Here is a 24,999-nt window from a genome sequence, read left to right as displayed (position 1 = left end):
ATTATATAATGTATTGTAATCTATTTCTATAATAAAATACCTTATATATTTTTTTTGTCATATTGCTATTTAAAAGGCATAATTAAGTATAAAATGTTATTATAAGAGGTAATAATTTGGAAATATATAAATAAATTTCGAGGTGTAAATATGGGCTTAAAAATTATATATGGAAGAGCGGGTACTGGTAAAAGTACTTTTTGTATAAATCAAATAAAAAAGAAAATAAATAATTCACCTACCAATAAATTAATTTTAATTGTTCCAGAACAATTTACTTTTCAGACTGAGAATAAAGTGTTAAATGCCATAGGAGAAAGGTATGTTTTAAATGCTGAGGTTCTTAGTTTTAAAAGACTTGCTCACAATGTTTTTAATGAGTGTGGAGGAGCAACTAGAACTATTATGGGGGATGCTGGTAAAAGCATGCTTATTTTTAAGGTACTAGAAGATTTAGGGGATAATATGACTGTGTTTAAAAATGCTTCTAGACAAAAGGGTTTTATAGACATAGCATCAAAAACAATAACTGAGTTTAAAAAGTATAATGTTAATAATGAAGTTTTAGATTTAACTATTAATGAAATAGAAGATGAAAATCTAAAAATGAAGATGGAAGAATTAAAGGATGTTTTTAATGAATTTAACTCAAGACTTCATGAGGGATATGTTGATGAAGAGGATCAACTTTTACTATTAAATGAGAAGTTAGATGGATGTTCTTTATATGATGGAGCTGAGATTTGGATAGATGAGTTTAGTTCCTTTACTCCAAATCAGTTAAGTGTTATAGGAAAATTATTAAAAAGAGCTAAAAGTGTTAACATAACTTTATCCATAGATGAAGTAAATTCACCTAAAGGGGAAAGTGATCTTTTTGTTGCTACAAAAAATACAGAAAAAAGATTAATGAATTTAATACAAGAAGAAGGAATTGCTTTTAATGGATATATTAATTTAAATGAGGATATTTCCTATAGATTCAAAGAAAATAAGGAATTAGCACATATAGAAAGGCAACTCTATGCATATCCTTTTAAACAGTATAGAGGGAAAAATAATAGTTTAAGGCTTTATAGAGCAAATAATAACTATGATGAAATAGAGTTTGTAGCTAAGGATATATTAAGACTTGTTAGAGAGAAGCAATACAGATTTAAGGATATTTCAGTAATATGCAGGGATGTAGATAATTATGAGAAGGTTGTATCAGCTATTTTTGCAGAATATGAGATTCCTTATTATATAGATAAAAAGATAGATATAGCTAGTAATCCACTTATTGTTTTTATAAATTCAGCAGTAGATATAATAAGCAAGAATTGGACTTATGAAAGCATGTTTAAATATCTTAAAACTGGACTTATTAAAGAGTTTAGAGGGGTTGAAGGAGCAGAGCTTATTGATGAACTAGAAAACTATGTATTGGCCTATGGAATAAAGGGTAAAAAGTGGATGGAAGAATGGGTTAACTATAGTTCTAGCATTTTAAAAGAAGAAGAGGTATCAGAGGAAAATAAGCAAAGATTAGAAAGATTAAATGATATTAGAGAGACTATAGTAACTCCTTTAGATGAGTTTAATAAGCAGTGTAAAGGAAAGAAAACCTTAAAGGAATTTGCCACAATTTTATATGAATTTTTAGACTCTAAATTAGATATTATGGATACCATAGATAAATATGTTGAGTATTTCAAGGAAAATGATATGGCAATTGAGGCAAAGGAATATTCTGAGGTAAGAGATATTTTCATAGATGTTTTAGAGCAAGCAGTTGATGTTCTAGGAAATGAAGTTATGAATTTAGATGAATTTATGAAAGTATTAAATATTGGATTATCTCAATATGAAATGGGTTTAATTCCTGTAGCCTTAGATCAAGTAAACATAGGGGATATAACAAGAATAAAAAGTAGGGGAACAAAGGCTTTATACATTATAGGAGTAAATGATGGGGTGCTCCCTTCAGCTAGCAAAGAAGAAGGAATATTATCAGATAATGATAGAGAAATTTTACTTGAAAAAGGGATTTCACTAGCTTCAGATACTAGAACAAAAATCTTTGAAGAGCAATTTTTAGTTTATACAGCCTTTACCATAGCAGAGGAATACTTAGTTGTTACTTATCCTTTAGCAGATTTTGAAGGTAAATCTCAAAGACCTTCTATTATAGTTCATAGACTTAAAAAGATACTTCCAAATGTAAAGGAAGAAAGTGAAGGCTTTAAATTAGTAAATGATAAGTATGATAAGATTTCTGCTAAAATTCCTACTTTAAATGAGCTTATGATAGCAATTAGAAAAAATTATGATGGTGCTGAAATAGAGGACTATTGGAAATATGTTTATGATTGGTATTTAAGAGAACCTAAGTGGAAAGAAAGAATAGAGTATGTAAGGAAGGGGCTTGAATACACTAATTTAGAAAATAATATTTCCAAGGAAAAGGCTAAAAAGCTTTATGAAGATAATAAAAATAAAATTTCACTAAGCGTTTCAAGATTAGAGAGATATGCCCAGTGTCCATTTGCTTACTATATACAATATGGATTAAAAGCTAAGGACAGAAAAATATATGAGTTTACAGCACCTGATTTAGGTAGCTTTATGCATGAAATATTAGATGAGTTTACCAATGAAATTAAAGAAAAAGATTTAAAGTGGAGTGATTTAAGCAAGGAGAATTGTAGAAACATAATAAATTCTTTAGTTGATAATCAGGTTAAAAACAATAAGTCATCCATATTAAATAGTTCAAAGAGATATTCTTATTTTACAGATAGATTTAAGAGAATTCTTACAAAATCAGTTATGGTAATTAGTGAACAAATGAAGAGAAGTGATTTTGAAATTTATAAAAATGAATTGGCTTTTGGATTTTCTAAAGATGTGAACTCAATAAAACTAGACCTTCCTTCAGGAGAAAGTTTTTATTTAAATGGAAGAATAGATAGAGTTGATAAATTAAATTTAGATGGTGAAACATATTTAAGAATTATAGATTATAAAACTGGTTCTAAAAAGTTTGATTTAAATAAATTTTATAATGGACTCCAAATGCAACTTTTAGTTTACTTAGATGCACTTATAAATAATTCAGAAAATATAGTTGAAAATCAAGCTATGCCAGGCGCAATACTTTATTTTAGAATAGATGACCCTATATTAAAGTCTAAGGGAGATTTAACAGAAGAAGAAATAAAAAGTGAGGTTTTAAAAGAGTTAAAATTAGAAGGTCTTTTACTAGACGACGTAAAAGTTGTTAAGGCAATGGATAATACTTTAGAACCTGGAACACACTCTCTTATAATACCTGCAAATATGAAAAAGGCTGGGGATTTAGGGAAAAATAAAGCTTTAATAACCATGGAGCAGTTTGAATTATTAAGAAAGTATGTAAATGAAAAAATGATTGAGATATGCCAAAACATGATAGAAGGTAAAATTGATATAGAACCATGTAAGGAAAATAAAAATATAGTGTGTGATTATTGCAACTACTCACATATATGCCAGTTTGATTCTAGTTTAGAAGACAATAGATATAAAGTTATTCCAAAGAAAAAAGATGAAGAGATATGGAAGAGTATAAATGAAAAAGTAGGTGGTGAAGTAAATGGGGACTAAATGGACTGAAGAACAAGAATTAGCTATAAATACTAGAAAATGCAACCTTTTAGTAGCGGCTGCGGCTGGCTCAGGAAAAACTGCTGTATTAGTTGAAAGAATTATAAAAATGATAACAGAGGGAGAAAATCCTGTTGATATAGATAAGTTACTAGTTGTTACATTTACTAATGCTGCTGCTTCTGAAATGAGAGAGAGAATAGGTGATGCGATATCTAAAGCTTTGGAGAAGGATCCTAGTTCTGAAGTGCTTCAAAGACAATTAGCTCTTTTAAATAGAGCTAGTATAACAACTATGCATTCTTTTTGTTTAGAAGTTATAAAAAATAATTTCCACTTAATAGACTTAGACCCAGGGTTTAGAATAGGAGATCAAACAGAATGTGAACTTATAAAGCAAGATATTTTAGCTGACCTTTTTGAGGATATGTATGCTAAGGATGATGATTGCTTTAAAGATTTAGTTGAGGCTTATGGTGGAAGCAAAAGTGATGATAATTTAAATAGCATAATATTAAAATTCTATAATTTTATAATGAGTGGTCCTTGGCCAGAGGCTTGGTTAAATGATAAGGTAGAAGAATTTAATATAAATTCTATAGAGGAACTTGAAGGTAAGAAGTGGATAGAGGTATTAAAGGAAAGTATAATTTTAGATTTAAATAATGCCTATTCAATGCTTACTCAAGCTAGGGATATAGCTGAAATGGGGGGAGGACTTGAGCCTTATTTAGTCAATATATATCCTGAAATAATTCAAGTTGAAGAGCTTAGAATTGCTTTAAGTGAAGGAATAGTAAAGTTTTATAATAAGCTTATGGGAGCAAGCTTTGGAAGACTAAAATCAGTTAGAAAAGCTAGTGTTGATGATGAAAGAGCCTTAGAAAAAACTAAAAGCCTTAGAGATGAAAGCAAAAAAATAATAGAAAATTTAAGGGATAATGTTTTTGAAACTTCTTTAGAAGAAGCTGTTTTAGGCATGAAAAAGATGTATCCATTAATGAAATGTTTAAGTGGTTTAATAATTGAATTTTCTAATAGGTATAGAGATAAAAAAAGAGAAAAGGATATTTTGGATTTTAATGACTTAGAGCATCTTTGCTTAGAAATATTAATAGATAAAGATGAAGATGGGAATATAAAACCTTCACAGGTTGCCTTAGAATTTAAGGATAAATTTGAAGAAGTTTTAGTTGATGAATATCAAGATAGTAATACCATTCAAGAAACTATTGTAGGAATGGTATCAAGAAGAGATGTAGAAAATCCTAATGTATTTATGGTTGGAGATGTTAAACAAAGTATATATAAGTTTAGACAGGCAAATCCAGAACTTTTCTTAGAGAAATATATTAATTATAGAGAGTTTGAAGATTCTAATAGAAAAATAATGCTTTATAAAAACTTTAGAAGCAGAGAAGAAATTATAAATGGAGTAAACTATATCTTTAAAACATTAATGAGCAATACTGTAGGAGAGCTTGAATATGATGAAAAAGAGGCTTTAAACCTAGGGGCATCCTATGGGGAGTTAAATGAGGAAAATGTAGAGAAAGAATATATAGATGAAATAGAAAATCTAAAGGTAGCTGGTGATATAGAGCTAAACATATTAAATAAAGCAGGTAACAAGGATTATAGCAATGAGGATGAACTAGGAGAAGAGGAAGAAGATTTAGATAGCATACAGTTAGAAGCTAGAATAATTGGCAAAAAGATTAAGGAGCTAATGAATCCTGAAGATGGAAGTCACTATATGGTTTTTGATAAGGATTTAGGAAAATATAGAAAGATTAAATACAAGGATATTGTTATCCTGCTTAGAGCAACTAAAAATTGGGCAGAAACCTTTGTTGATGAGTTAGGAACCTATGGAATACCTGTTTATGCTGACACAGGAACAGGATATTTTCAAACTATTGAAATTAGAACTATATTAGCCTTATTACACATAATAGATAATCCAATGCAGGATATTTATATACTATCTGCTTTACGTTCACCAATATTTTCATTTACATCTGAAGAATTTGCAGATTTAAGATTATTAAATAGAGATAAATACTTCTTTGAAATAATAAAGGAAGTTGTAGATGGAACTTATGATGAAAGTATATCTAAAGATTTAAAAGGAAAGTGTAAGTACTTCCTAGACTATTTAAATAAGTGGAGAGAAAAGGCAGCTTATATGCCAATAGATGAATTTATTTGGTTCTTATATTCTGATACATCATACTATGGGTATGTTGGAACAATGCCAAATGGAGTTCAACGTCAAGCAAATTTAAGAATACTATTCCAAAGAGCAAAGCAATATGAATCAACTAGTTTTAAGGGATTATTTAATTTTATAAACTTCATAAATAAACTTAAAAAGTCTTCTGGAGATATGGGAAGTGCAAAGATTCTTGGAGAAAATGAGAATGTTGTAAGGATAATGAGTATTCACAAGAGTAAAGGTCTAGAATTCCCAGTTGTTATATTAGGTGGAACAGGAAAGCAATTTAACAAGATGGACTTAAGAGAAGATATACTACTTCATGAAACCTTAGGTATAGGAACAAATTGTATAGATGTTAAGAAGAGAATAAAGTATGATACTCTTCAAAAGCATGCTATAAAGAAAAAATGTGAATTAGAAGTTTTATCAGAAGAAATGAGGATACTTTATGTTGCCTTTACAAGAGCTAAGGAAAAATTAATTATAACTGGTGCTGTATCAGACTTAGAAAAGTCTTGTGAAAATTGGTGCAAAGCTTCAGCTTCTTCAGGGGATAATAGAATAAATCCTGGAAATGTTTTAAAGGGAAAGAGTTATTTAGATTGGATTTGCATGGCTTTAACAAAACATAAAGATGGAGATGCCATAAGAAATATTGGTAATGGAGATATAACTTTAAATTTAGATGATAAATCTAATTGGAGTTTTAAAAGCTGGGACAGAAGTGAGCTTTTAGAAACAAATAACAATAAAAAAGAAAAAAATAATATTGATATTTTTGAAAGTAATAATTGGATTGAATCTAAAAAAGATATAAAAGAAGTTATAGAAATAAGAGATAGACTAGGCTTTAAATATAAATATATAGAGTCTTGTAATACTCCTTCAAATATTTCTGTAACTGAATTAAAGAGAGCTCATCAAGAAGAAGAGTTTATGCAAGAAAGTTATAATATTATTGATAATGAAAGTAATGAAGAAAATAAAAAAGAAAAAATAAAAAGAAAACCAAGATTTATGGAGGAAAGACAGGAAGAATTCTCAGCAGCTAAGAAGGGGACTATAACTCACTTTGTAATGCAACATATTGATTTAGATAAGGTAACTTATATAGATGAAATAAGAGAAGAAGTTCTTAAAATGGTTAAAAAAGAACTTTTAACAGAAGAAGAAGGAAAAGTGGTAAATGTATTTAAAATACAGAAATTCTTTAAAAGTGATTTAGGTCAGAGAATGTTAAACTCATATAAATCTGGTAAAAAGGTATATAGAGAATTACCTTTTATAACTGAGATTCCAAGTAGTATTATAGAAAAAAATCTTGATCCTAAAATCTATGGAGAGGAAAAAGTAAGATTACAGGGTATTATAGATGCCTTCTTTGAGGAAGAGGATGGATATGTTCTTTTAGATTATAAAACTGATTATGTTAAAGAGGGAGAGGAAGAAGACTTCATAAATAAATATAAAATTCAAATTAATTTATATAAAGACACATTAAATAAAATTTTAGGGGAAGAAGTTAAGGAAGCTTATCTGTATTCCTTCTATCTTGAAAAAGAATTAAAAATATAATAAAACTTACAAACATATTCCGAGAATTACTAGATTGCGCTAAGAATTTATAATTATTACTACGAAGATATTACTAAAGCTTCGAAACTTGCTACGCTTCGAACAGTCTCAGCTTTTTAACGTAATATCTTCTCCGTAATAATTTAAATTCTAAAGCTTATCTAGATATTCTCTTCATTATGTTTGTAAGTTTTATATTATAAAAAGTTATTTCAATACAAATACTTAATATTTTCTATGTTTAGGATTAAACTTGCTTATGGTGTCAGGCGCCTTAAAGTTAAAGCACATGTTTTCAAAGTTTTAGAGTAGATAAATTTAATTATATGAATAAAATTGCTTACTAAGGTTTAGTAAGTCTTCCTTATTGTTTAACTCTGGTGTTTGCATTACATTTTCAAGAAGAAAATTTAATATAACACCTATATTTTTTCCAGGTTTAAAATTAAGTTCGGTAATTAAGTCATTTCCTGTTATGGCTAAGTCCTTAATAAATATGGGTTCTTTTGAAGCTAATATATCAGAAACTCTGTTTTTTAATATATCTATACATTCAGTATCATATTCATCCATGTAAGATAGATATGATTTTTGTAAATCTAATAAATCAAAGATATTTTCAGTTCCAACTGAATTTATAAGTAGTTTTAGTTTTTTTCTTGTCATATTACATGAAATATTATTTATATTTTCTACTAAGTTGCAAGTATCATTGATTGTATTATTATCATATTTAAGTTTCTTTAATATAGTTCTGCACTTCTCAACTGCATTTTCAGAATTAAAAACTTTATAGAATAATCCTGCTAATCTTACATGAAGCTTTTTAGGAAGTGAATTTATTAATCCATAAGTATCATGGATATCATCATATAAATCATAACAATTTATTAGTTTTAAATTCTTAAATTCCTCAACTAAAAAGTCAGAAAATCCTAGCTTTCTAAGAAGCATAAGACCTCTATCTGGATCATTGCTTAGAATTATTTTAGTAAATTCACTTTGAATTCTTTCCATGCTTATATTTTTTATTAATTTAAAATTCTTTCTTATAGATTCAGCAGTTAATTTTTCTATTTTAAAGTTTAATTGACAACTAAATCTAATTGCTCTAAGCATTCTTAAGGCGTCTTCAGAGAAGCGTTTATCAGGATCTCCAACGCATCTTATTAATTTGTTTTTTAGATCATCTTTTCCATTAAAACAATCCTTAAATCCTAAATATGGGCTATATGCCATTGCATTTATAGTAAAATCTCTTCTTGATAAATCTTCTTCTATATTAGAAACGAACTTTACGTCTTTAGGTTTTCTATTATTTAAATATTCCCCATCTACCCTATAAGTAGTTACTTCATAAGGATTTTTATCGATTAAAACTGTTACTGTTCCATGTTTAATACCAGTAGGAATAGTTTTATCAAAAAGCTCTTCTATTTTTTCAGGGAATGCATTGGTTGTAATATCATAATCTTGAGGTTTTTTATTTAATAAAGAATCTCTTACACAACCACCAACTATAAAGGCTTCAAAACCATTAGAGTTAAATTTCTCTAAGATATATTGGACATTGTTAGGTAATTTCATTAACATGTCACCTCCTAGTAGTTATTTTATCAATTAATATAAATTTTAGCTATAAATAGAGTACTTATTTGTTTACAAAAAATAATAATATGCAATAATTAAAATAGAGATTAAAATGGAAAGAAAGGATAGACTTATGGAAATACCGGTAAAAAAAATAGGTGAGTTCGTTAAAGGAGAAAGAGTCGAAGGTTTTTTTCTTTTAAAATCAGTTACTTTAAAAACTACTAATTCTGGTGGAAAAAAATATTTAGATTTAGTTTTAAGTGATAAAACTGGTGATATATTAGGTAAAGTATGGGAGATTAAACCTGAGCATGAAGAATTAAAAAGCAATACAGTATTTAAGATTAGAGGTACGGTGAATAGTTGGCAGGGAACTTTACAGTTAAAAGTGGAACATGCTAGCAAGGTTACTGAAGAAGATAATATAAACTTAGATGATTTTGTTCAGAGTGCGCCATATACTAGCGATGAAATGTTTAATACTATAAAAGATACTGTTCATAATATGAATGATGTGGATATAAAAAATATTCTAAATAGAGTTTTAGAGATTAATAAGGATAAACTTATGTACTATCCAGCAGCAAAGTCAAATCATCACTCTATAAAGGGTGGACTTTTATATCACATAACAACTATGTTAAAGTTAGCTGAGAATATTTGTGGAATATATGATTTCTTAAACAGAGATTTAGTTTATGCAGGGGTAATACTTCATGATATGGCTAAAATCAAAGAGATGTCTTCTAATGAAATGGGCATAGTAGATGAATATACTTTAGAGGGAACTCTACTTGGACATATTACTCAAGGAATAAAGGAAATTGAGGTAATAGGAAAAGAAGTTAATGCTGATAGCAAGATTATAATGTTACTTCAACATATGGTCTTATCACATCACTATGAGCCTGAATACGGAAGTCCTGTTAAGCCTCTTATACCAGAAGCTGAGATGTTACATTATTTAGATGTAATGGATGCTAGAATGTACGATATGAAAAAGGCAATTAAGGAAACTAAGGAAAATGAATTCTCAGAAAGAATTTGGTCTTTAGATAGTAGAAGAATATACAATCACGGAATGTATGAAAAAAATAATTAAAAAAACAGCTCGTAATGAGCTGTTTTTTTATTTAGTAAATTATTATTTTTGAACCATTTTGTACATTATCATATAACCATTTAGAATCTTCAACTGATAATCGTATACATCCATGTGAAGCTGGTACCCCTAAGGTTGGATCTGATACTGTGGTTTTATCAGAATCAAATGGGATTGAATGAAATAAATAGTTACCCATAAATTGAACATAGTATTTACCACCTTGTCCGTATTTAGGTGAGAAAAACCAAGGAGCTCTATTTTGTACAGTAAATACTCCTACAGGAGTTTCCTTTCCTTCAATACCTGTTGAACAAGTAAAGGTCTTATCTAAAGTCCAATCATTTTTTGAACCCTCATAGACATAAGTTTTTTGTTCAGCTATATTTACAAAAACCAAATAATTAGTGTTACTAGTTATATCAAATTGATTTATTGTATCTTCATTTAATTTTTTGTAATATTCCATAACAGGAGCAGTTCTAGCTGTAGCTTTATCTATATTCTTTTGGCTATAATCTTCAAGATGCTCTAATCTAAGCTTTTCTAATTCATCTCTTTTTTCCTGCAATTTTGGATCATCAGGGAGAGAATTTATTTGAGAATCTAAATACTCTATTCCTTTTGAATATTTTTCATTAGATATATATTCATCTACAGTTTTTAAAATAGGTTCTCTTATTTTATCTAAGCAAGTTTCTTCATATTCTAGTGCTTGAGCTTTACAATCTGAAAGATTATGTACACTTTTAAAGTAGTTTAAAGCTTCTAAATAATTTTCTTCATCTAGATTAGAAACTCCAATATCAAAGGAGTCCTTTGAATCTTTTATTAGAGGAAGTGTGTTTTTAAAATTTAAAATTTCCTCATTAGACGTATTTAAGGATAATAGTCCATTTAAATCTTCTACAGTTTCTTCTTCAGATATATCTCCAGAATAATACTCATTTTCTATTTCTGATAGTTTTTCTGTAATTATATCTTCTGATGATTTAATAAAAGTTTTTTTCAATATAATATTTTTTGTTCCATTATTAAAACAATAGGAGGCATCCTCATAATTATTTGATGATAAATCCTCTTTAAATTTGTTTAAGTTATTTGAGTATGAGAAAATAAAGTATGAAACAACTATAATTAATAATACGGATATTGCTGAAGAAATTGAAATTAAAAGTTTTTTATTTTTCATATTTTACCTCGATTAAATTTAGTAATTTAATTTAATTATGGACAATAATACCAACATTAATCATTATAGGATATTTTTACTTATTAATAAATGACAACTATTGTATTTTTTTTGTGAAACAGTCATAATATTAGTATAAAGTAATGGTTTTAACAAAATATTAACAATTTTTATATAAGGTGGTGTTGAGCATGAAGAAAGTTCATGAAAGGTTTTTAGAATATGTAAAAGTAGATACTAAATCAGATGAGACAACAAGGGTTACTCCTAGTACAAAAGGTCAATTAGAATTAGGAAAAATCCTTGCAGAGGAATTAAAGGAAATCGGAGTAGATGAAGTAAGAATAAGTGATAAAGGATATGTATATGCTTGTTTAAAGAGTAATTGTGATAAGGATATTCCGAAAATAGGATTTATTTCACATATGGATACTGCACCAGATATGAGTGGAAAAAATGTTAATCCTAAAATTGTTGAAAATTATGATGGTAAAGATATTGAACTTGGAAATGGATATACATTATCACCAAGTTTTTCACCAGAACTTCCAATGTATAAAGGTCAAACTTTAATAACTACTGATGGAACTACTCTTTTAGGTGCTGATGATAAGGCTGGGGTAGCAGAAATAGTAACAGCTATTGAATACTTAATAAATCATCCAGAAATAAAACATGGTGATATTAAAATAGGATTTACTCCAGATGAAGAAATTGGAGAAGGAGCAGATCACTTTGATGTTGAAGGCTTTGGAGCAGATTTTGCTTACACATTAGATGGTGGAAGAATAGGTGAATTAGAATATGAAAACTTTAATGCTGCAAGTGCTAAAGTTGAAATAGTAGGTAAAAATGTTCACCCAGGAAGTGCTAAAGGAAAAATGATTAACTCTATTTTAGTTGCTCATGAATTTGTTTCTATGCTTCCTTTAGATGAAGTTCCAGAAAAAACAGAAGGATATGAAGGTTTCTCATTCTTATTAGATATACAAGGTGAAGTAGAAAAAACTTCATTATCATTTATAATAAGAGATTTTGATAAAGAAGGCTTTAAAAATAGAAAAGAAAGATTTAATGAAATAGCTAAAGAGTTAAATAAAAAGTATGGAGAAGGTACTGTTACAGTAACTTTAAAAGATCAATACATGAACATGAAGGAAATGATAGAACCTAGAATGCATATTGTAGAAACTGCTGAAAAAGCAATGAAACAATGTGGAATTGAGCCAATCAAAAATCCTATAAGAGGAGGTACTGATGGGGCAAGATTATCATTTATGGGACTACCAACACCAAATCTATTTACTGGCGGAGAAAACTTCCATGGAAGATATGAATATATATCAATAAATTCAATGGAAAAAGCTGTTGAAGTAATACTAAACATAATAAAAATTTATGCTGAAAAATAAGATTAAATAAAATAAACCTATAAATATATTTAGATAATTAATCAAAATATATTTATAGGTTTTAATTTTTTATTTATTTTAATAATTTATAATAAATTTACTTTATTAAGGTTCTTTTGTATCCCCTAAAAAGAAGACAGCTAATGTTCCTATACCTGTGTGAGAACCTATAACTATTCCTATATAATCTATAAGTATGTCTTTTACAGTATATTTTTCTCTAATCATTTCTGCTAAAGTCTCTGCATCTTCAATACAATCACTATGAGCGATAAAAATTGTTTGCTCATTAGGGTTTACAATACGTTTTTCAAGCTCTTGGAATAACATTTTTAAAGATTTTTTTCTTCCTTTAGCTTTAGCAAAGTTATGAAGTTCACCTGCATCATTTACATATAGCATTGGCTTTATACTTAATAAGCTACCAATAGCCGCTGCTGTAGATGAAATTCTTCCCCCTCTTTTTAGATGATCTAAGCTATCTACTGTAAAGTAATGACATAACTTATTTTTGTTTTCTTCTACCCAAGAGTAGATTTCATCTATAGATTTTCCATCCTTTTTCATTTGAGCAGCATAATAAACTAGTAATCCTTGGCCTAAGCATGCAGCTCTAGTATCTACTATCTTTATATCAGCATCAGGATATTTTTCTAATAATTCCTCTCTAGCTATAAGTGAACTATTATATGTTCCACTTAGGGCTGATGAAAATGCTAAGTATAAAATAGAGATCCCTTGTTTAACATATTCTTCAAAGGCTTCAACAAATCTAAATGAGTTTACTTGACTTGTTGATGGCATGATACCTTCTCTTAATTTATTATAGAAAGCTTTTGGAGTTAATTCGCTATCAATATTATCAATATATTCTGTATTATTAATATTACATATAAGTCCTAAATAATTAATATCTAAATCTTTTACCATGCTTTTTGGCAGATCAGCTGCCGAATCAGTAAATATAACAAATTTTTTCAAAATAAATCTTCCTCCTTTTCTTAATAGAGTTATTCTAAATAAGTATAATATTTAATATGAAAAATATCTAGGGTATATAATACAAGAATGATCCATAAATAGTGTATTTAATAATAATTTAAGTTTTGGGAAGAATATGTAATATCTTGATTTATTAATGAATATATGATATTATAAGTCTGTTAATATGCGGTGGTAGCTCAGCTGGATAGAGTAGTCGGCTACGAACCGATTGGTCGGGGGTTCGAATCCTCTTCGCCGCACCATAAGCTTGTAACTTTAAGTTACAAGCTTTTTTTATTTATATGTATATAATTTCAATTTAGAATAAAAAAATTTACTTAGGTGAAAATAATTATAAAATGAGCTTAATTCATCAAGAATTTTAGTCCGATTATCTTATAAATAAGATAAAATAATATGCTAAAGGTGATAATATGAATTATGATTTTATAATTACGATTTTAGATGAACATAATGAATCAAGTATTTTATTAGCTGAAAAGTTAAAGCCTAAAGAGATAATTTATTTATATAAAAAGGATGAAGAATTAAAGGTTTTAAATTCATTGAGACAGTTTTATTTAAATAAATTTCCTAATTGCAATTTTAGTGATGAAAAATTAGGGAAGGATACTATTTCATCCATAGAAGAAATTATAAAGAGAATGAAAAGTAAAAATACAGCTATATGTTTAAATCAAGGGGATAAAAAGGATATTTTAATAATGTATACCCTAACATTAAAACATAATATAGATGGGTTTTTTCTGGATATACCTAAAGAGGAACTTTTAAAGTTAAATTTAGAAAGTGTACAATGTGAAAAGTGTAATTTCGTAGATTTAGATGTAGAAGACATCATAGACAGTATAGGAGCTTCTATTGTTGTGGATTCAACAGAAATTTCAGAGATAAATGTTATAGAGACCATGACTAACTATATAGCTGATAATTTAAACCTTTGGAAAAAGTATAAAATAAGATTAAGTGATAATTCTGTTTTTATCCATGATGAATCAAATCCTAGAATTATAAAAATAGATAAGGAATTATTGAGCAGAGAAGAAGTTATGCTTCTTGATAAAATACTTAACTTTTTAGAGAAAAATGGCCAAATAAAAGTAAAAGAATTAGAGCAATGTTTAAAGGTAACATTCCAAAATGAATTTATAAAAGGATTTATTTTTAAAAGTGGAACATGGCTTGAAGTTTTAACAAAAAATATTATTGAAGAAATAAAAAGCATTGATGATATAAAAAGTGGTTTATTATTTCTTTGGAATGATAAAGAATCTAGAGTTAAAAATGAGCTAGATGTTGTTGCCATAAAGGATTCAGTGCTTATTTGTGTTTCTTGTAAGGATTCAAAAAAATATGATGAAGTTGCCTTAAATGAATTAAATGTTTATTCTGAGCAATTAGGAGGAGAAAATGTAATAAAAATATTAGTAGCAACACACCCTCCAATTAAATCATCTATTTCAAAAAGAGCTAAAGAGATGGGAATAAATTTAGTTGTTTTTGATGGGAATAAAAAAGCATTTAAAGAAGAATTAGAAAAAATAATAAAATAAAATTTTTATTTGGGATAAATAAAGAAAATAGGGAGAAAATAAATTTAAATTCTCCTATAATCTTATTTTATAAAAAAGGAGCTTAATTATTAACATAATTAAGCTCCTTTTTAACTATTTATGACCAATAGTTTCACCCATATTAACTTTAGTTTCAAAACCTAATTTAGTTTGTTCAACTATATCACTATCTATTTTTATAGTATCTTTCTTAAAGAATAAGATAGTAGTTGAACCACCAAACTTAAAGTATCCTTTTTCTTCTCCTTTTTTTACTCTCTTTTCAGGAGAATATGTTTGAAGTATTGTACCAACACAAGTAGCACCAACTTCTACATGAAGAATTTTACCAAAATTATCAGAGTTAAAAATAGACCATTCTCTTTTGTTCTTACAGAAAAGTTCAGATACATTATTAAGAGCTATAGGATTAACTGAATAATAAAAACCTGAAATTTTCTTACTTTCACTACAAGTTCCACTATCTACGAAGTGAAATCTATGATAGTCAGTTGGGCATAATCTTAGTATAAGACAAGTTCCACCTTCAAATTCTTCAGCTACTTTAGGATCATCTATTAATTCTTTTAAAGAATATGTATATCCTTTTATCTGAACAACTTTATTAAGATCTATATTTTCAAATGCAGATAATCTGCCATCTCCAGGAGAAATTAAAATATTCTCACTATAATCAATAGGTCTAGCTTCAGGAGTTAAGGTCCTTGCAAAGAAATCATTAAAGTTTTCAAATTCATCTATATTTTTATTGCAAAGAGACATATCAATATTAAACTCATCAATAAAGGCTTTAATTTTTTTCTTACTTAAAGGAGAGTCACAAAAATTTCCGTAAAGTTTTGAGAACATCTTCTTTTTAATAAATAATTCTAAGAAGCTTTTTCCTATAGGAGATGCATAAGACCAATTTATATATTTAAGACCAGCTACTTGCTCAACATCATAAGCTTTTGTTTTCCTGTTATAAATTTTTATCATAAATTATAATCTCCCTTTAAAAATTATGTTAAATACATATATTATATTATTATATATATAAATTCAACTTGTAAACAAGAAATTACAAATTTATGTTGTTGATTAAATAAAATAAGTGGTATATGATTAAATTGTTTTAAGAATAAGTGTTGGAGTTGGTAGTATGAATAGAACTAAGAAAGCTATTTTTGAAGCAGCTATAAACGTTTTTGCTACTTCAGGTTATAATGGATCAACTGTAGATGAAATTGCATCTAAAGCTAATGTTGCTAAGGGAACACTTTATTATAATTTTAAAAGTAAAGAGGAAATTTTTAATTTTGTAATTAGTAAAGGCTTAGAAATTTGGCATGAAAAATTAACTGATATAGAAAATTTAGAAGATGAGCCTATAGAAAAATTAAAAAAACTTTTTAAAATGCAATTTGAATTATTATATGAAAATAGAGCATTTTTTAAAATGGTAATGAGTCAGCTTTGGGGAAAAGAAACTAGGCAAGATGAACTAAGAAATAAAATAACTGAGTATATTGAAGGAATAGAGAGAATATTAAAAGAAGCTATTTCAAAAAAACAAATAAGAGAGTGTGATATTTCCTTACTAGCTCACAGTTTATTTGGAAGTCTTATATCAACATCACTATATGAATTAAGTAGAGATAAAGAGTTTAATGTTAATAAAGTTATAGATGAGATTACAATTAACATCTTAGATGGTATAGTTATAAAATAAGCTTTGTTGACATATATTAGTTAAAGAGTTAAAATTATTATAAAATTCAAATAAGTCTCCATAGTTCAATGGATAGAACAATCCCCTCCTAAGGGATAAATGTAGGTTCGATTCCTACTGGGGATACCATGGTTTTAACTATGAAGGAAAAACTCCATATTTATATGGAGTTTTTTAAATATTATTATTTAATATGAAATTTTTGTATAATATAATAATTATATAGGAAAATAAAAAAGAAGAAAAATATATAGAATAATAGGAGGGGTTTATTTGGACCCATATACGTTTCAAATTGTGCTTCTTATTGTCTTGATAATTTTATCAGGATTTTTTTCAGCCTCAGAAACAGCTTTAATGTCTTTAAGCAGAATAAGAGTAAGGCATATGGTGGATGAAGAGGTAAAAGGAGCTAAGTTATTAGAAAAATTATTAGAAGACCCTAATAAATTATTAGGTGGAATCTTAATAGGAAATAATATAGTTAATATAGGTGCATCATCCTTAGCATCAACACTTGCTTTTAGGATATTTGGTGATGGTGGAGTTGCCTTAGCTACTGGAGTTATGACAATATTAGTATTAATCTTTGGAGAAATAACACCTAAATCCTTAGCTAAGCAAAATGCAGAGAAGGTTTCTTTAGCCGTAGCTCCTATAATAAATATAGTGGTTACAGTTTTCAAACCTCTTGTTTGGTTATTTTCTTCAGTATCATCCCTAATAGTAAGATTATTAGGTGGAGATTTAAATAAAAGTGAACCATTTATAACAGAGGAAGAATTAAAAACAATGGTTGATGTAAGTGAAGAAGAGGGAGTTCTTGAAGTTGAAGAAAAAGAAATGATATTCAATGTTTTTGAATTTGGAGATCTTCAAGTAAAAGATATAATGGTTCAAAGGGTAAATGTCATTGCAGTAAATGTTACAGCTACCTACGAAGAAGTATTAAAAGTAATAAAAGAACAACAATTTTCAAGAATACCAGTTTATAATGAATCAATAGATGATATTGTTGGTATTTTAAATGTTAAAGATTTAATTCTTTTAGATAGTGATGAGGAAAATTTCAATGTAACAGAATACATGAGAGAACCTTTTAGAACCTTTGAATTTAAAAAGATAACAGAACTATTTGCAGAGATGAAAACAACTAGAAATCACATAGCAGTAGTACTAGATGAATATGGTGGAACTGTTGGTATTGTTACTATTGAGGACTTAATAGAAGAAATCGTAGGAGATATTGAAGATGAATACGATGAGAGAGACAAAGATATAGAAGTTATCAAAGAAAATGAGTTCGTAGTAGATGGTAGCACAAGACTTTCTGACTTAAGTGATATGATAGGATTTGAAATAGAATCTGAGGAATTTGATTCTATTGGAGGATATGTAATAGGTTCTTTAGGAAGAATGCCTAAAGTTGGAGAGGAAATAAAAACTAATGACTTTAGAGTTATTGTTGAAGAATTAGATAGAAATAGGGTAAAAAAGGTTAGAGTTTACACATATAAACGAGAAAAAGAGGAGAGTTAAGGGTGCTTAGTTTAGCTTTGGAAGAGGCAGAAAAAGCAAGAGAAAAGGGAGAAGTTCCTGTAGGCGCTGTAATAGTAAAGAATGGAGAAATAATTGCAAGGGCTCATAATTTAAAGGAGACCTTAAAAGATCCAACAGCCCATGCAGAAATGCTTGCCATAAGAGAAGCTTGTAATAAACTAAATAATTGGAGACTTCATGGTTGCGAGATGTATGTTACTTTAGAGCCTTGTCCTATGTGTGCTGGAGCTATTCTTCAAAGTAGACTTTCAAAGATTTATATTGGTACCTTTGATGATACAACAGGAGCGGCTGGTTCTGTTGTTAATATTCTTCAAAATCATAATCTAAATTATTTTCTTGAAGTAGTTTGGGAGAATGATGAAAAATGTAGTAAAATATTAACAAAATTTTTCAAAGATAGACGAGGGTAAGTAATGATTTACTTACCCTTTTTATGTTATACTGAGAATACAAATATTGGTGGGGGTGCATTATGAGCAAATTAGATATGATGGTAGGATATGAAATGAATTTCTATGAAAAGAAATTTGAAGAAAACATAAAGAAATTATCTTACTATATGCATAGATGTTTTAATGAAACTATAGGAGAAAAAGTGGCAGGAATAGCTATAGAAGAAAATCTTTTATATGCTTGGTCATATTACTTCGTTACAATAGCTGATGAAGATCCTAAAATGGGTGACAGAATAATGATGGGGCTTATAAATCACTTTAATACATTATTAGAAGATGAAAATGTAAGAATAAATGGTAAAGAAGGGGCAAAATTAATGATAGATCCTTCTTTCTGCAGAGTATGGTTTGGTACAAGTTTAAATGTTATGTTAGTTAAAAAATATGGTGAAGAGGACTATAAAGAAGTTTTCAACTATATAAAAGATAACTACTTACAAAAAGAATGTAAAATAAGATCACTAAAGGTTTCATAATATTTTTAATCAGTAGGTAAATCTTTACTTACTGATTTTTTTATGTGCTATAATTAATAAAAATTTATGTTATTTTTATATGATTTTTATATAAAAAAATTAGTGTGAAAGAAGTGTTTTTATGAAAATAAATAAAAGATATTTAGTTGCCTTTTTAATCTTATTAATTATTGAGATTTTTATTGCGCTATTTGTACATGATAATTTTATTAGACCTTATATAGGTGATGTTTTAGTTGTAATAGTTATATACACATTTATAAGAGGAATAATTGGAAGAAAAATAAAAAATTTACCCATATATATTTTTTTATTTGGTATTTTAGTTGAGGTTTTACAATACTTTAAAATAGTTGAGATATTACATCTTCAAAATAGTAGATTTTTTACAATACTCATAGGTACATCCTTTGATGTAAAAGATATTATATGCTATTTTGTAGGAACTTTAATTTTAATCTTTTGGGAAGTTATTAATAAAGAGTAATGGTTTTTAGTGAGCTTAAGTTTGGGTTCACTTTTTTTACATAAATAAGAATAGGATATCATATTATTTATAGAGAATATTATGTAATAGTATTAGGAGGATCCTATTGTGAAGGAAGACCAATTTAACATAGAAACTTTAATAGTAGCAATATTAGTAATGTTAACAATTATAAACATAGACGTGGTTCATGTAACAGAGGCGCAGAGCGTAAAAATAGAAATAGAAACAGAAAAGGATATACCAATAGTTTCAGATGTTTTTATAACAGTAGATGATGCTAAGAAATGGGCACAAGGAAAAGGAGCCACTAAGGAATTTGTTGAACTTGCTGATTTATATTGGGAATATTCAGATGAACATGGGGATGTTAATCCAGCTTTAGCGTATGTACAAGCAGCTAAGGAAACTGCCTATGGTAATTTTGGAGGAGTATTAGATGCTTCATATCACAATCCATGTGGGTTAAAAACAAATAAGGGTGGGAGCGATAAAGACCCTAAAGCTCATATGAAATTTAAAAATTGGAATGAAGGAGTAAAGGCTCATTTAGATCATTTAGCCTTATATGCAGGGGCAGAAGGATATCCAAAGGCTGAAACAAAGGACCCTAGACACTTTGCTTCAATATTTGGGAAAGCTAATTCAGTAATTGATTTAAGCAAAAATTGGGCACCAAGTCCTACCTATGGAGAAGAAATTCTTGGAATGTACAATGAGATGATGGAAGGGGCAGGAAATAAAGACATAGAGGTAATGAATATATTTTAAGTTAGGAAAATTATATAAGAAATTTAGGTATAAAAATTGGGATATAAAAAGCTTATAAACAAAAGCTTTTTATATCCCATTAATTTATATTCTATTAATTTATATAATTAAATTTTAAGTTCCACAATATGTTACATAAGGAGTGTCACTTTTCTCAGGTAACTTAGTGTACTTTTCTAAATCTTTAGAATAACTATAAGGATTCTTTAGTGCTTCTAATAGATTATCCATAAAAGTAAAATCACCTTTTTCAGCATTTTTAAGAGCTTCTTCAACTAAGTGATTTCTAGGAATGATATAAGGATTATTATTCATCATTAAATTCCTTACTTCTTCATTTGGTCTATTTTCTTCTTTTAATCTATTTTGCCAAAGAGCATACCAAGTTTTGAATTCATCACTACTAAATACTTTTTCATCTTTAAATTTATTAAGAGTTAAAGATACAAAGGTATTAGTAAAATCTGCTTCATATTTTTGCATTGTGCTTAAAAGCCCTTCAATTAGCAATTCATCATTTTCTTTTTCTGTGAAAAGACCAAGTTTAGCTCTCATTTTATTGAACCAATATTTTTTATATAGTTTAGAAAAGTTTGATATGGACTTTTTAGCAATATTAACAGCCTCATCTAGGTTAGGGTTTAGAAGAGGAAGTAGTGCTTCTGAGAATCTAGCTAAGTTCCATAAAGCCATGTTAGGTTGATTTCCATAAGCATATCTACCAGCATAATCAATGGAACTAAATACTGTGTTTGTATCATAAGTATCCATAAATGCACATGGTCCATAATCTATAGTTTCTCCTGAGATTACCATATTATCAGTGTTCATAACCCCATGAATGAATCCAACACTTTGCCACTTAACTATAAGTTCAGCTTGACGATTTATTACCTCTTCAAGAAATAAAATATATTTATTTTCACTCTTAGCTATATTAGGAAAGTGTCTTTTAATAGTATAGTCAGCAAGACTTTTAAGATCTTCTAAAGTGCCCCATTGGGCCGCATAAGCAAAAGTTCCAACTCTAATGTGACTAGAAGCTATTCTTGTTAATATAGCACCTTGTTCAAATCTTTCTCTTAAAACTTCCTCACCAGTACTTACTACCGCAAGGCTTCTAGTTGTAGGAATTCCAAGACCATGCATACCTTCACTTATTATATATTCTCTAAGCATAGGTGCAAGTGCAGCCTTTCCATCTCCACCTCTTGAATAGATTGTTCTACCAGACCCTTTTAATTGAACATCATATCTTTTACCATCTTTAGTTACATGTTCTCCTAATAAGAGTGCTCTACCATCTCCTAGCATTGTAAAATGACCAAATTGATGACCTGCATAAGCCTGTGCAATTGGTACAATTCCTGGAAAGGTTTCATTTCCTGCAAATATATTAAGTCCAAAATCGCTGTTTAAAACTTCTTCATTAAGTCCAAGTTCTTCAGCAAGAGAAGTATTAAACTTAATAAGTTTAGGATTTTTTGAACCCTTGGGATTTTGTTCACTAAAGAATATATTTGGAAGAGTTAAATAAGTGTTTTCTAGGTTAAAACCTGTTTTTGATTGAAAATTTTTATTATCCATATTAAAATCCTTTGCCTTATAATTTATTTCAAATTTTATTCCATCCCTTATATTATGCGTAAAAATTCTTATTAAATTAAAAAACAAGATTTAACTTATTATAGCACTAATAATTGTAAATTTTCATATTAAAAATAAGTTTAACAATTTAGAGTGGGTAAGGTTAGATGTGTTTAATTGAAATTTGAATTGTATTCAAAAATATTTTAAAAAATATTCAAAAAATTAGTGAGCTTATGGTAATTATATGGTATAATTTCAGTGCAAGTGTTAATCGTTATCAAAAAAGGGGAGATTAATACTTGAAAAAAATTAACGGGGGATATAAAAATGAAAAGAAAGATTTGTAAGGCGCTTATTTGTGCCGCGCTAGCAACTAGCCTATGGGCTGGGACATCAACTAAAGTCTACGCTTGGGATGGAAAGATTGATGGAACAGGAACTCATGCTATGATTGTAACTCAAGGGGTTTCAATCTTAGAAAATGATCTGTCCAAAAATGAACCAGAAAGTGTAAGAAAAAACTTAGAGATTTTAAAAGAGAACATGCATGAACTTCAATTAGGTTCTACTTATCCAGATTATGATAAGAATGCATATGATCTATATCAAGATCATTTCTGGGATCCTGATACAGATAATAATTTCTCAAAGGATAATAGTTGGTATTTAGCTTATTCTATACCTGATACAGGGGAATCACAAATAAGAAAATTTTCAGCATTAGCTAGATATGAATGGCAAAGAGGAAACTATAAACAAGCTACATTCTATCTTGGAGAGGCTATGCACTATTTTGGAGATATAGATACTCCATATCATCCTGCTAATGTTACTGCCGTTGATAGCGCAGGACATGTTAAGTTTGAAACTTTTGCAGAGGAAAGAAAAGAACAGTATAAAATAAACACAGCAGGTTGCAAAACTAATGAGGATTTTTATGCTGATATCTTAAAAAACAAAGATTTTAATGCATGGTCAAAAGAATATGCAAGAGGTTTTGCTAAAACAGGGAAATCAATATACTATAGTCATGCTAGCATGAGTCATAGTTGGGATGATTGGGATTATGCAGCAAAGGTAACTCTAGCTAACTCTCAAAAAGGAACAGCGGGATATATTTATAGATTCTTACACGATGTATCAGAGGGTAATGATCCATCAGTTGGAAAGAATGTAAAAGAACTAGTAGCTTACATATCAACTAGTGGTGAAAAAGATGCTGGAACAGATGACTACATGTATTTTGGAATCAAAACAAAGGATGGAAAAACTCAAGAATGGGAAATGGACAACCCAGGAAATGATTTTATGACTGGAAGTAAAGACACTTATACTTTCAAATTAAAAGATGAAAATCTAAAAATTGATGATATACAAAATATGTGGATTAGAAAAAGAAAATATACAGCATTCCCAGATGCTTATAAGCCAGAAAACATAAAGTTAATAGCAAATGGAAAAGTTGTAGTGGACAAGGATATAAATGAGTGGATTTCAGGAAATTCAACTTATAATATAAAATAATGAAAATAAAAAAATAATTATTGGTTTTGGTGGTATTTACAAAATAAAAGCTTAGGAAAGATAAAGTCTTTCTTAAGCTTTTATTTTACTTATTTTTAGTGATTTAGGGATTATTACTTTAAGTAATAATCCTTTTGTTTTAAGAATATAATCAATAAGAATATGGTTTCTATATTAGGAGGATTAAATGAAAGTAGATATAATTTCAGGATTCCTAGGAGCTGGCAAAACTACTTTAATAAAAAAGCTTTTAGATACCTTAGTAAAGGATGAAAAGGTAGCTATTGTGGAAAATGAATATGGAGAAGTTGGAATTGATGGAGATTTACTTAAAGATAGAAGAATTGAAGTAAAAGAAATTAATTCTGGGTGTATATGTTGCACCATAAAGGGTGACTTTAAGCAAAATATCTTAGACATAATATCAAATTACAGACCAGATAGAATTATAATTGAACCTTCAGGAGTAGCTAATTTTTCTCAAGTTCTTGAATCTATAAAAGAAGCTCATATAGAGGGCTTAAGAATAAATATGAAAATAACCATGGTTGATGCTCAAAATGTTCATATGTATATGAAAAACTTTGGGGATTTTTATAGAAGTCAATTAGTAAATGCAAACACAATAATATTAACTAGAGTAGAAAAACTTTCTGATAATGAAATTACTCATGTTTGTAATGAAATAAAAACAATAAATAATAAGGCTAACATTATAACCACTGAGTTAAGTAAGTTAAGCCCAGAAAGAATAATTCAAGTTTCAGAGAAAAAAGTTGAAAGTTTAATAGAAAATATAAATATTAAAAAGCCTAAAAGAATAGGTTTAAGAAGAGTTTCTGCACCTGAGTTTTTTGAAAATTGGGGAGTGGAGACACCAAAAACCTTTGAATATTCTGATTTGGTAAAAATTTTAAATGAATTTCAAAACAACAAGCATGGTGAGGTTTTGAGGGCAAAGGGGATAATAAAATCTAAAGATAATAAGTGGTTTAAATTTGATTTTGTACCAAATGATATTTCTATTGTTAATTATAAAAGTGATTATACAGGCAGAGTTTGTGTTATAGGAAGAAATTTAAATAAAGATAGCATAGATAAATTATTTTCGTAAAAATAAG

18 protein-coding genes and 2 tRNA genes are annotated in these 24,999 nt (G+C 28.2%); 15 read left to right on the top strand and 5 right to left on the bottom strand.

The features are described 5' to 3' along the window. The first annotated feature begins 150 nt into the window (after positions 1-150). Both addB and addA read left to right on the top strand, forming a co-directional pair. On the top strand, positions 151-3,627 hold the full coding sequence (gene addB, locus I6G60_RS01505) for a helicase-exonuclease AddAB subunit AddB (protein ID WP_003458184.1): 3,477 nt from the start codon (positions 151-153) through the stop codon (positions 3,625-3,627). Then, complete coding sequence (gene addA / locus I6G60_RS01500) at positions 3,617-7,423, top strand: helicase-exonuclease AddAB subunit AddA (protein WP_096071784.1); 3,807 nt, start codon at positions 3,617-3,619, stop codon at positions 7,421-7,423. Before addB ends, addA begins: the two co-directional genes overlap by 11 nt. Positions 7,424-7,741: 318 nt before the next feature. Here the strand turns inward: addA and I6G60_RS01495 are convergent, their stop codons facing one another. After that, positions 7,742-9,010: a CCA tRNA nucleotidyltransferase gene (locus I6G60_RS01495; RefSeq protein WP_041702735.1), complete on the bottom strand. Its 1,269-nt coding sequence runs from the start codon at positions 9,008-9,010 to the stop codon at positions 7,742-7,744. A 115-nt stretch (positions 9,011-9,125) separates the two neighbouring features. Here I6G60_RS01495 and I6G60_RS01490 point away from each other — a divergent pair, with 115 nt between their 5' ends. Beyond that, positions 9,126-10,118, top strand: coding sequence for a 3'-5' exoribonuclease YhaM family protein (locus I6G60_RS01490; RefSeq protein WP_003472587.1), 993 nt, complete (start codon positions 9,126-9,128; stop codon positions 10,116-10,118). Positions 10,119-10,149: 31 nt separating this feature from the next. Here I6G60_RS01490 and I6G60_RS01485 read toward each other — a convergent pair whose 3' ends face one another. Next, entirely contained in the window at positions 10,150-11,310 is a 1,161-nt protein-coding gene (locus tag I6G60_RS01485; protein WP_096071782.1) for a L,D-transpeptidase family protein, read from the bottom strand. A 191-nt stretch (positions 11,311-11,501) separates the two neighbouring features. On the opposite strand from I6G60_RS01485, the gene pepT reads away from it, so the two are divergent. After that, positions 11,502-12,722, top strand: a complete 1,221-nt coding sequence (gene pepT, locus I6G60_RS01480) for a peptidase T (RefSeq protein ID WP_096071781.1) — start codon at positions 11,502-11,504, stop codon at positions 12,720-12,722. Between the two features lie 105 nt (positions 12,723-12,827). Here pepT and I6G60_RS01475 read toward each other — a convergent pair whose 3' ends face one another. Continuing rightward, positions 12,828-13,703: a DegV family protein gene (locus tag I6G60_RS01475; RefSeq protein ID WP_003479655.1), complete on the bottom strand. Its 876-nt coding sequence runs from the start codon at positions 13,701-13,703 to the stop codon at positions 12,828-12,830. A gap of 189 nt (positions 13,704-13,892) precedes the next feature. Between I6G60_RS01475 and I6G60_RS01470 the strand changes: the two genes are divergently transcribed. Together I6G60_RS01470 and I6G60_RS01465 are read left to right on the top strand one after the other, a co-directional pair. Beyond that, positions 13,893-13,969 (top strand) — tRNA-Arg (locus I6G60_RS01470). A 171-nt stretch (positions 13,970-14,140) separates the two neighbouring features. Next, positions 14,141-15,280 (top strand): Card1-like endonuclease domain-containing protein, encoded by a 1,140-nt coding sequence (locus I6G60_RS01465; RefSeq protein WP_115635079.1) that lies wholly within the window; start codon positions 14,141-14,143, stop codon positions 15,278-15,280. Between the two features lie 114 nt (positions 15,281-15,394). On the opposite strand, the gene I6G60_RS01460 is transcribed toward I6G60_RS01465, so the two are convergent. Then, entirely contained in the window at positions 15,395-16,279 is an 885-nt protein-coding gene (locus I6G60_RS01460; RefSeq protein WP_061414177.1) for a phosphatidylserine decarboxylase, read from the bottom strand. Between the two features lie 163 nt (positions 16,280-16,442). Between I6G60_RS01460 and I6G60_RS01455 the strand changes: the two genes are divergently transcribed. From I6G60_RS01455 to I6G60_RS01425, 7 genes are all read left to right on the top strand, one after another. After that, positions 16,443-17,012, top strand: coding sequence for a TetR/AcrR family transcriptional regulator (locus I6G60_RS01455; protein WP_011009579.1), 570 nt, complete (start codon positions 16,443-16,445; stop codon positions 17,010-17,012). A 54-nt stretch (positions 17,013-17,066) separates the two neighbouring features. Beyond that, positions 17,067-17,141, top strand: a tRNA-Arg gene (locus tag I6G60_RS01450). Between the two features lie 144 nt (positions 17,142-17,285). Further along, on the top strand, positions 17,286-18,551 hold the full coding sequence (locus tag I6G60_RS01445) for an HlyC/CorC family transporter (protein ID WP_197925555.1): 1,266 nt from the start codon (positions 17,286-17,288) through the stop codon (positions 18,549-18,551). Positions 18,552-18,553: 2 nt separating this feature from the next. Beyond that, on the top strand, positions 18,554-18,985 hold the full coding sequence (locus I6G60_RS01440) for a nucleoside deaminase (RefSeq protein WP_003468585.1): 432 nt from the start codon (positions 18,554-18,556) through the stop codon (positions 18,983-18,985). Between the two features lie 62 nt (positions 18,986-19,047). Further along, entirely contained in the window at positions 19,048-19,506 is a 459-nt protein-coding gene (locus tag I6G60_RS01435; RefSeq protein ID WP_003450846.1) for a hypothetical protein, read from the top strand. A gap of 121 nt (positions 19,507-19,627) precedes the next feature. Next, positions 19,628-19,993, top strand: coding sequence for a ribosomal maturation YjgA family protein (locus I6G60_RS01430; RefSeq protein ID WP_111743959.1), 366 nt, complete (start codon positions 19,628-19,630; stop codon positions 19,991-19,993). A gap of 108 nt (positions 19,994-20,101) precedes the next feature. Then, positions 20,102-20,764 (top strand): glucosaminidase domain-containing protein, encoded by a 663-nt coding sequence (locus tag I6G60_RS01425; protein ID WP_111743960.1) that lies wholly within the window; start codon positions 20,102-20,104, stop codon positions 20,762-20,764. 114 nt (positions 20,765-20,878) lie between these two features. Here I6G60_RS01425 and I6G60_RS01420 read toward each other — a convergent pair whose 3' ends face one another. Then, positions 20,879-22,351 (bottom strand): protein adenylyltransferase SelO, encoded by a 1,473-nt coding sequence (locus I6G60_RS01420; protein WP_111744348.1) that lies wholly within the window; start codon positions 22,349-22,351, stop codon positions 20,879-20,881. A 330-nt stretch (positions 22,352-22,681) separates the two neighbouring features. Between I6G60_RS01420 and cpa the strand changes: the two genes are divergently transcribed. Further along, entirely contained in the window at positions 22,682-23,878 is a 1,197-nt protein-coding gene (cpa, locus tag I6G60_RS01415) for an alpha-toxin (protein WP_111743961.1), read from the top strand. Between the two features lie 187 nt (positions 23,879-24,065). Further along, entirely contained in the window at positions 24,066-24,992 is a 927-nt protein-coding gene (locus I6G60_RS01410; RefSeq protein ID WP_111743962.1) for a CobW family GTP-binding protein, read from the top strand. Positions 24,993-24,999 lie beyond the last annotated feature (7 nt).

It is taken from the genome of Clostridium perfringens, assembly GCF_016027375.1.
Taxonomy (GTDB): domain Bacteria; phylum Bacillota; class Clostridia; order Clostridiales; family Clostridiaceae; genus Sarcina; species Sarcina perfringens.
The sequence above is the reverse complement of the archived record's forward strand: the minus strand, read 5'-3'. Positions and strand labels throughout refer to the sequence as shown.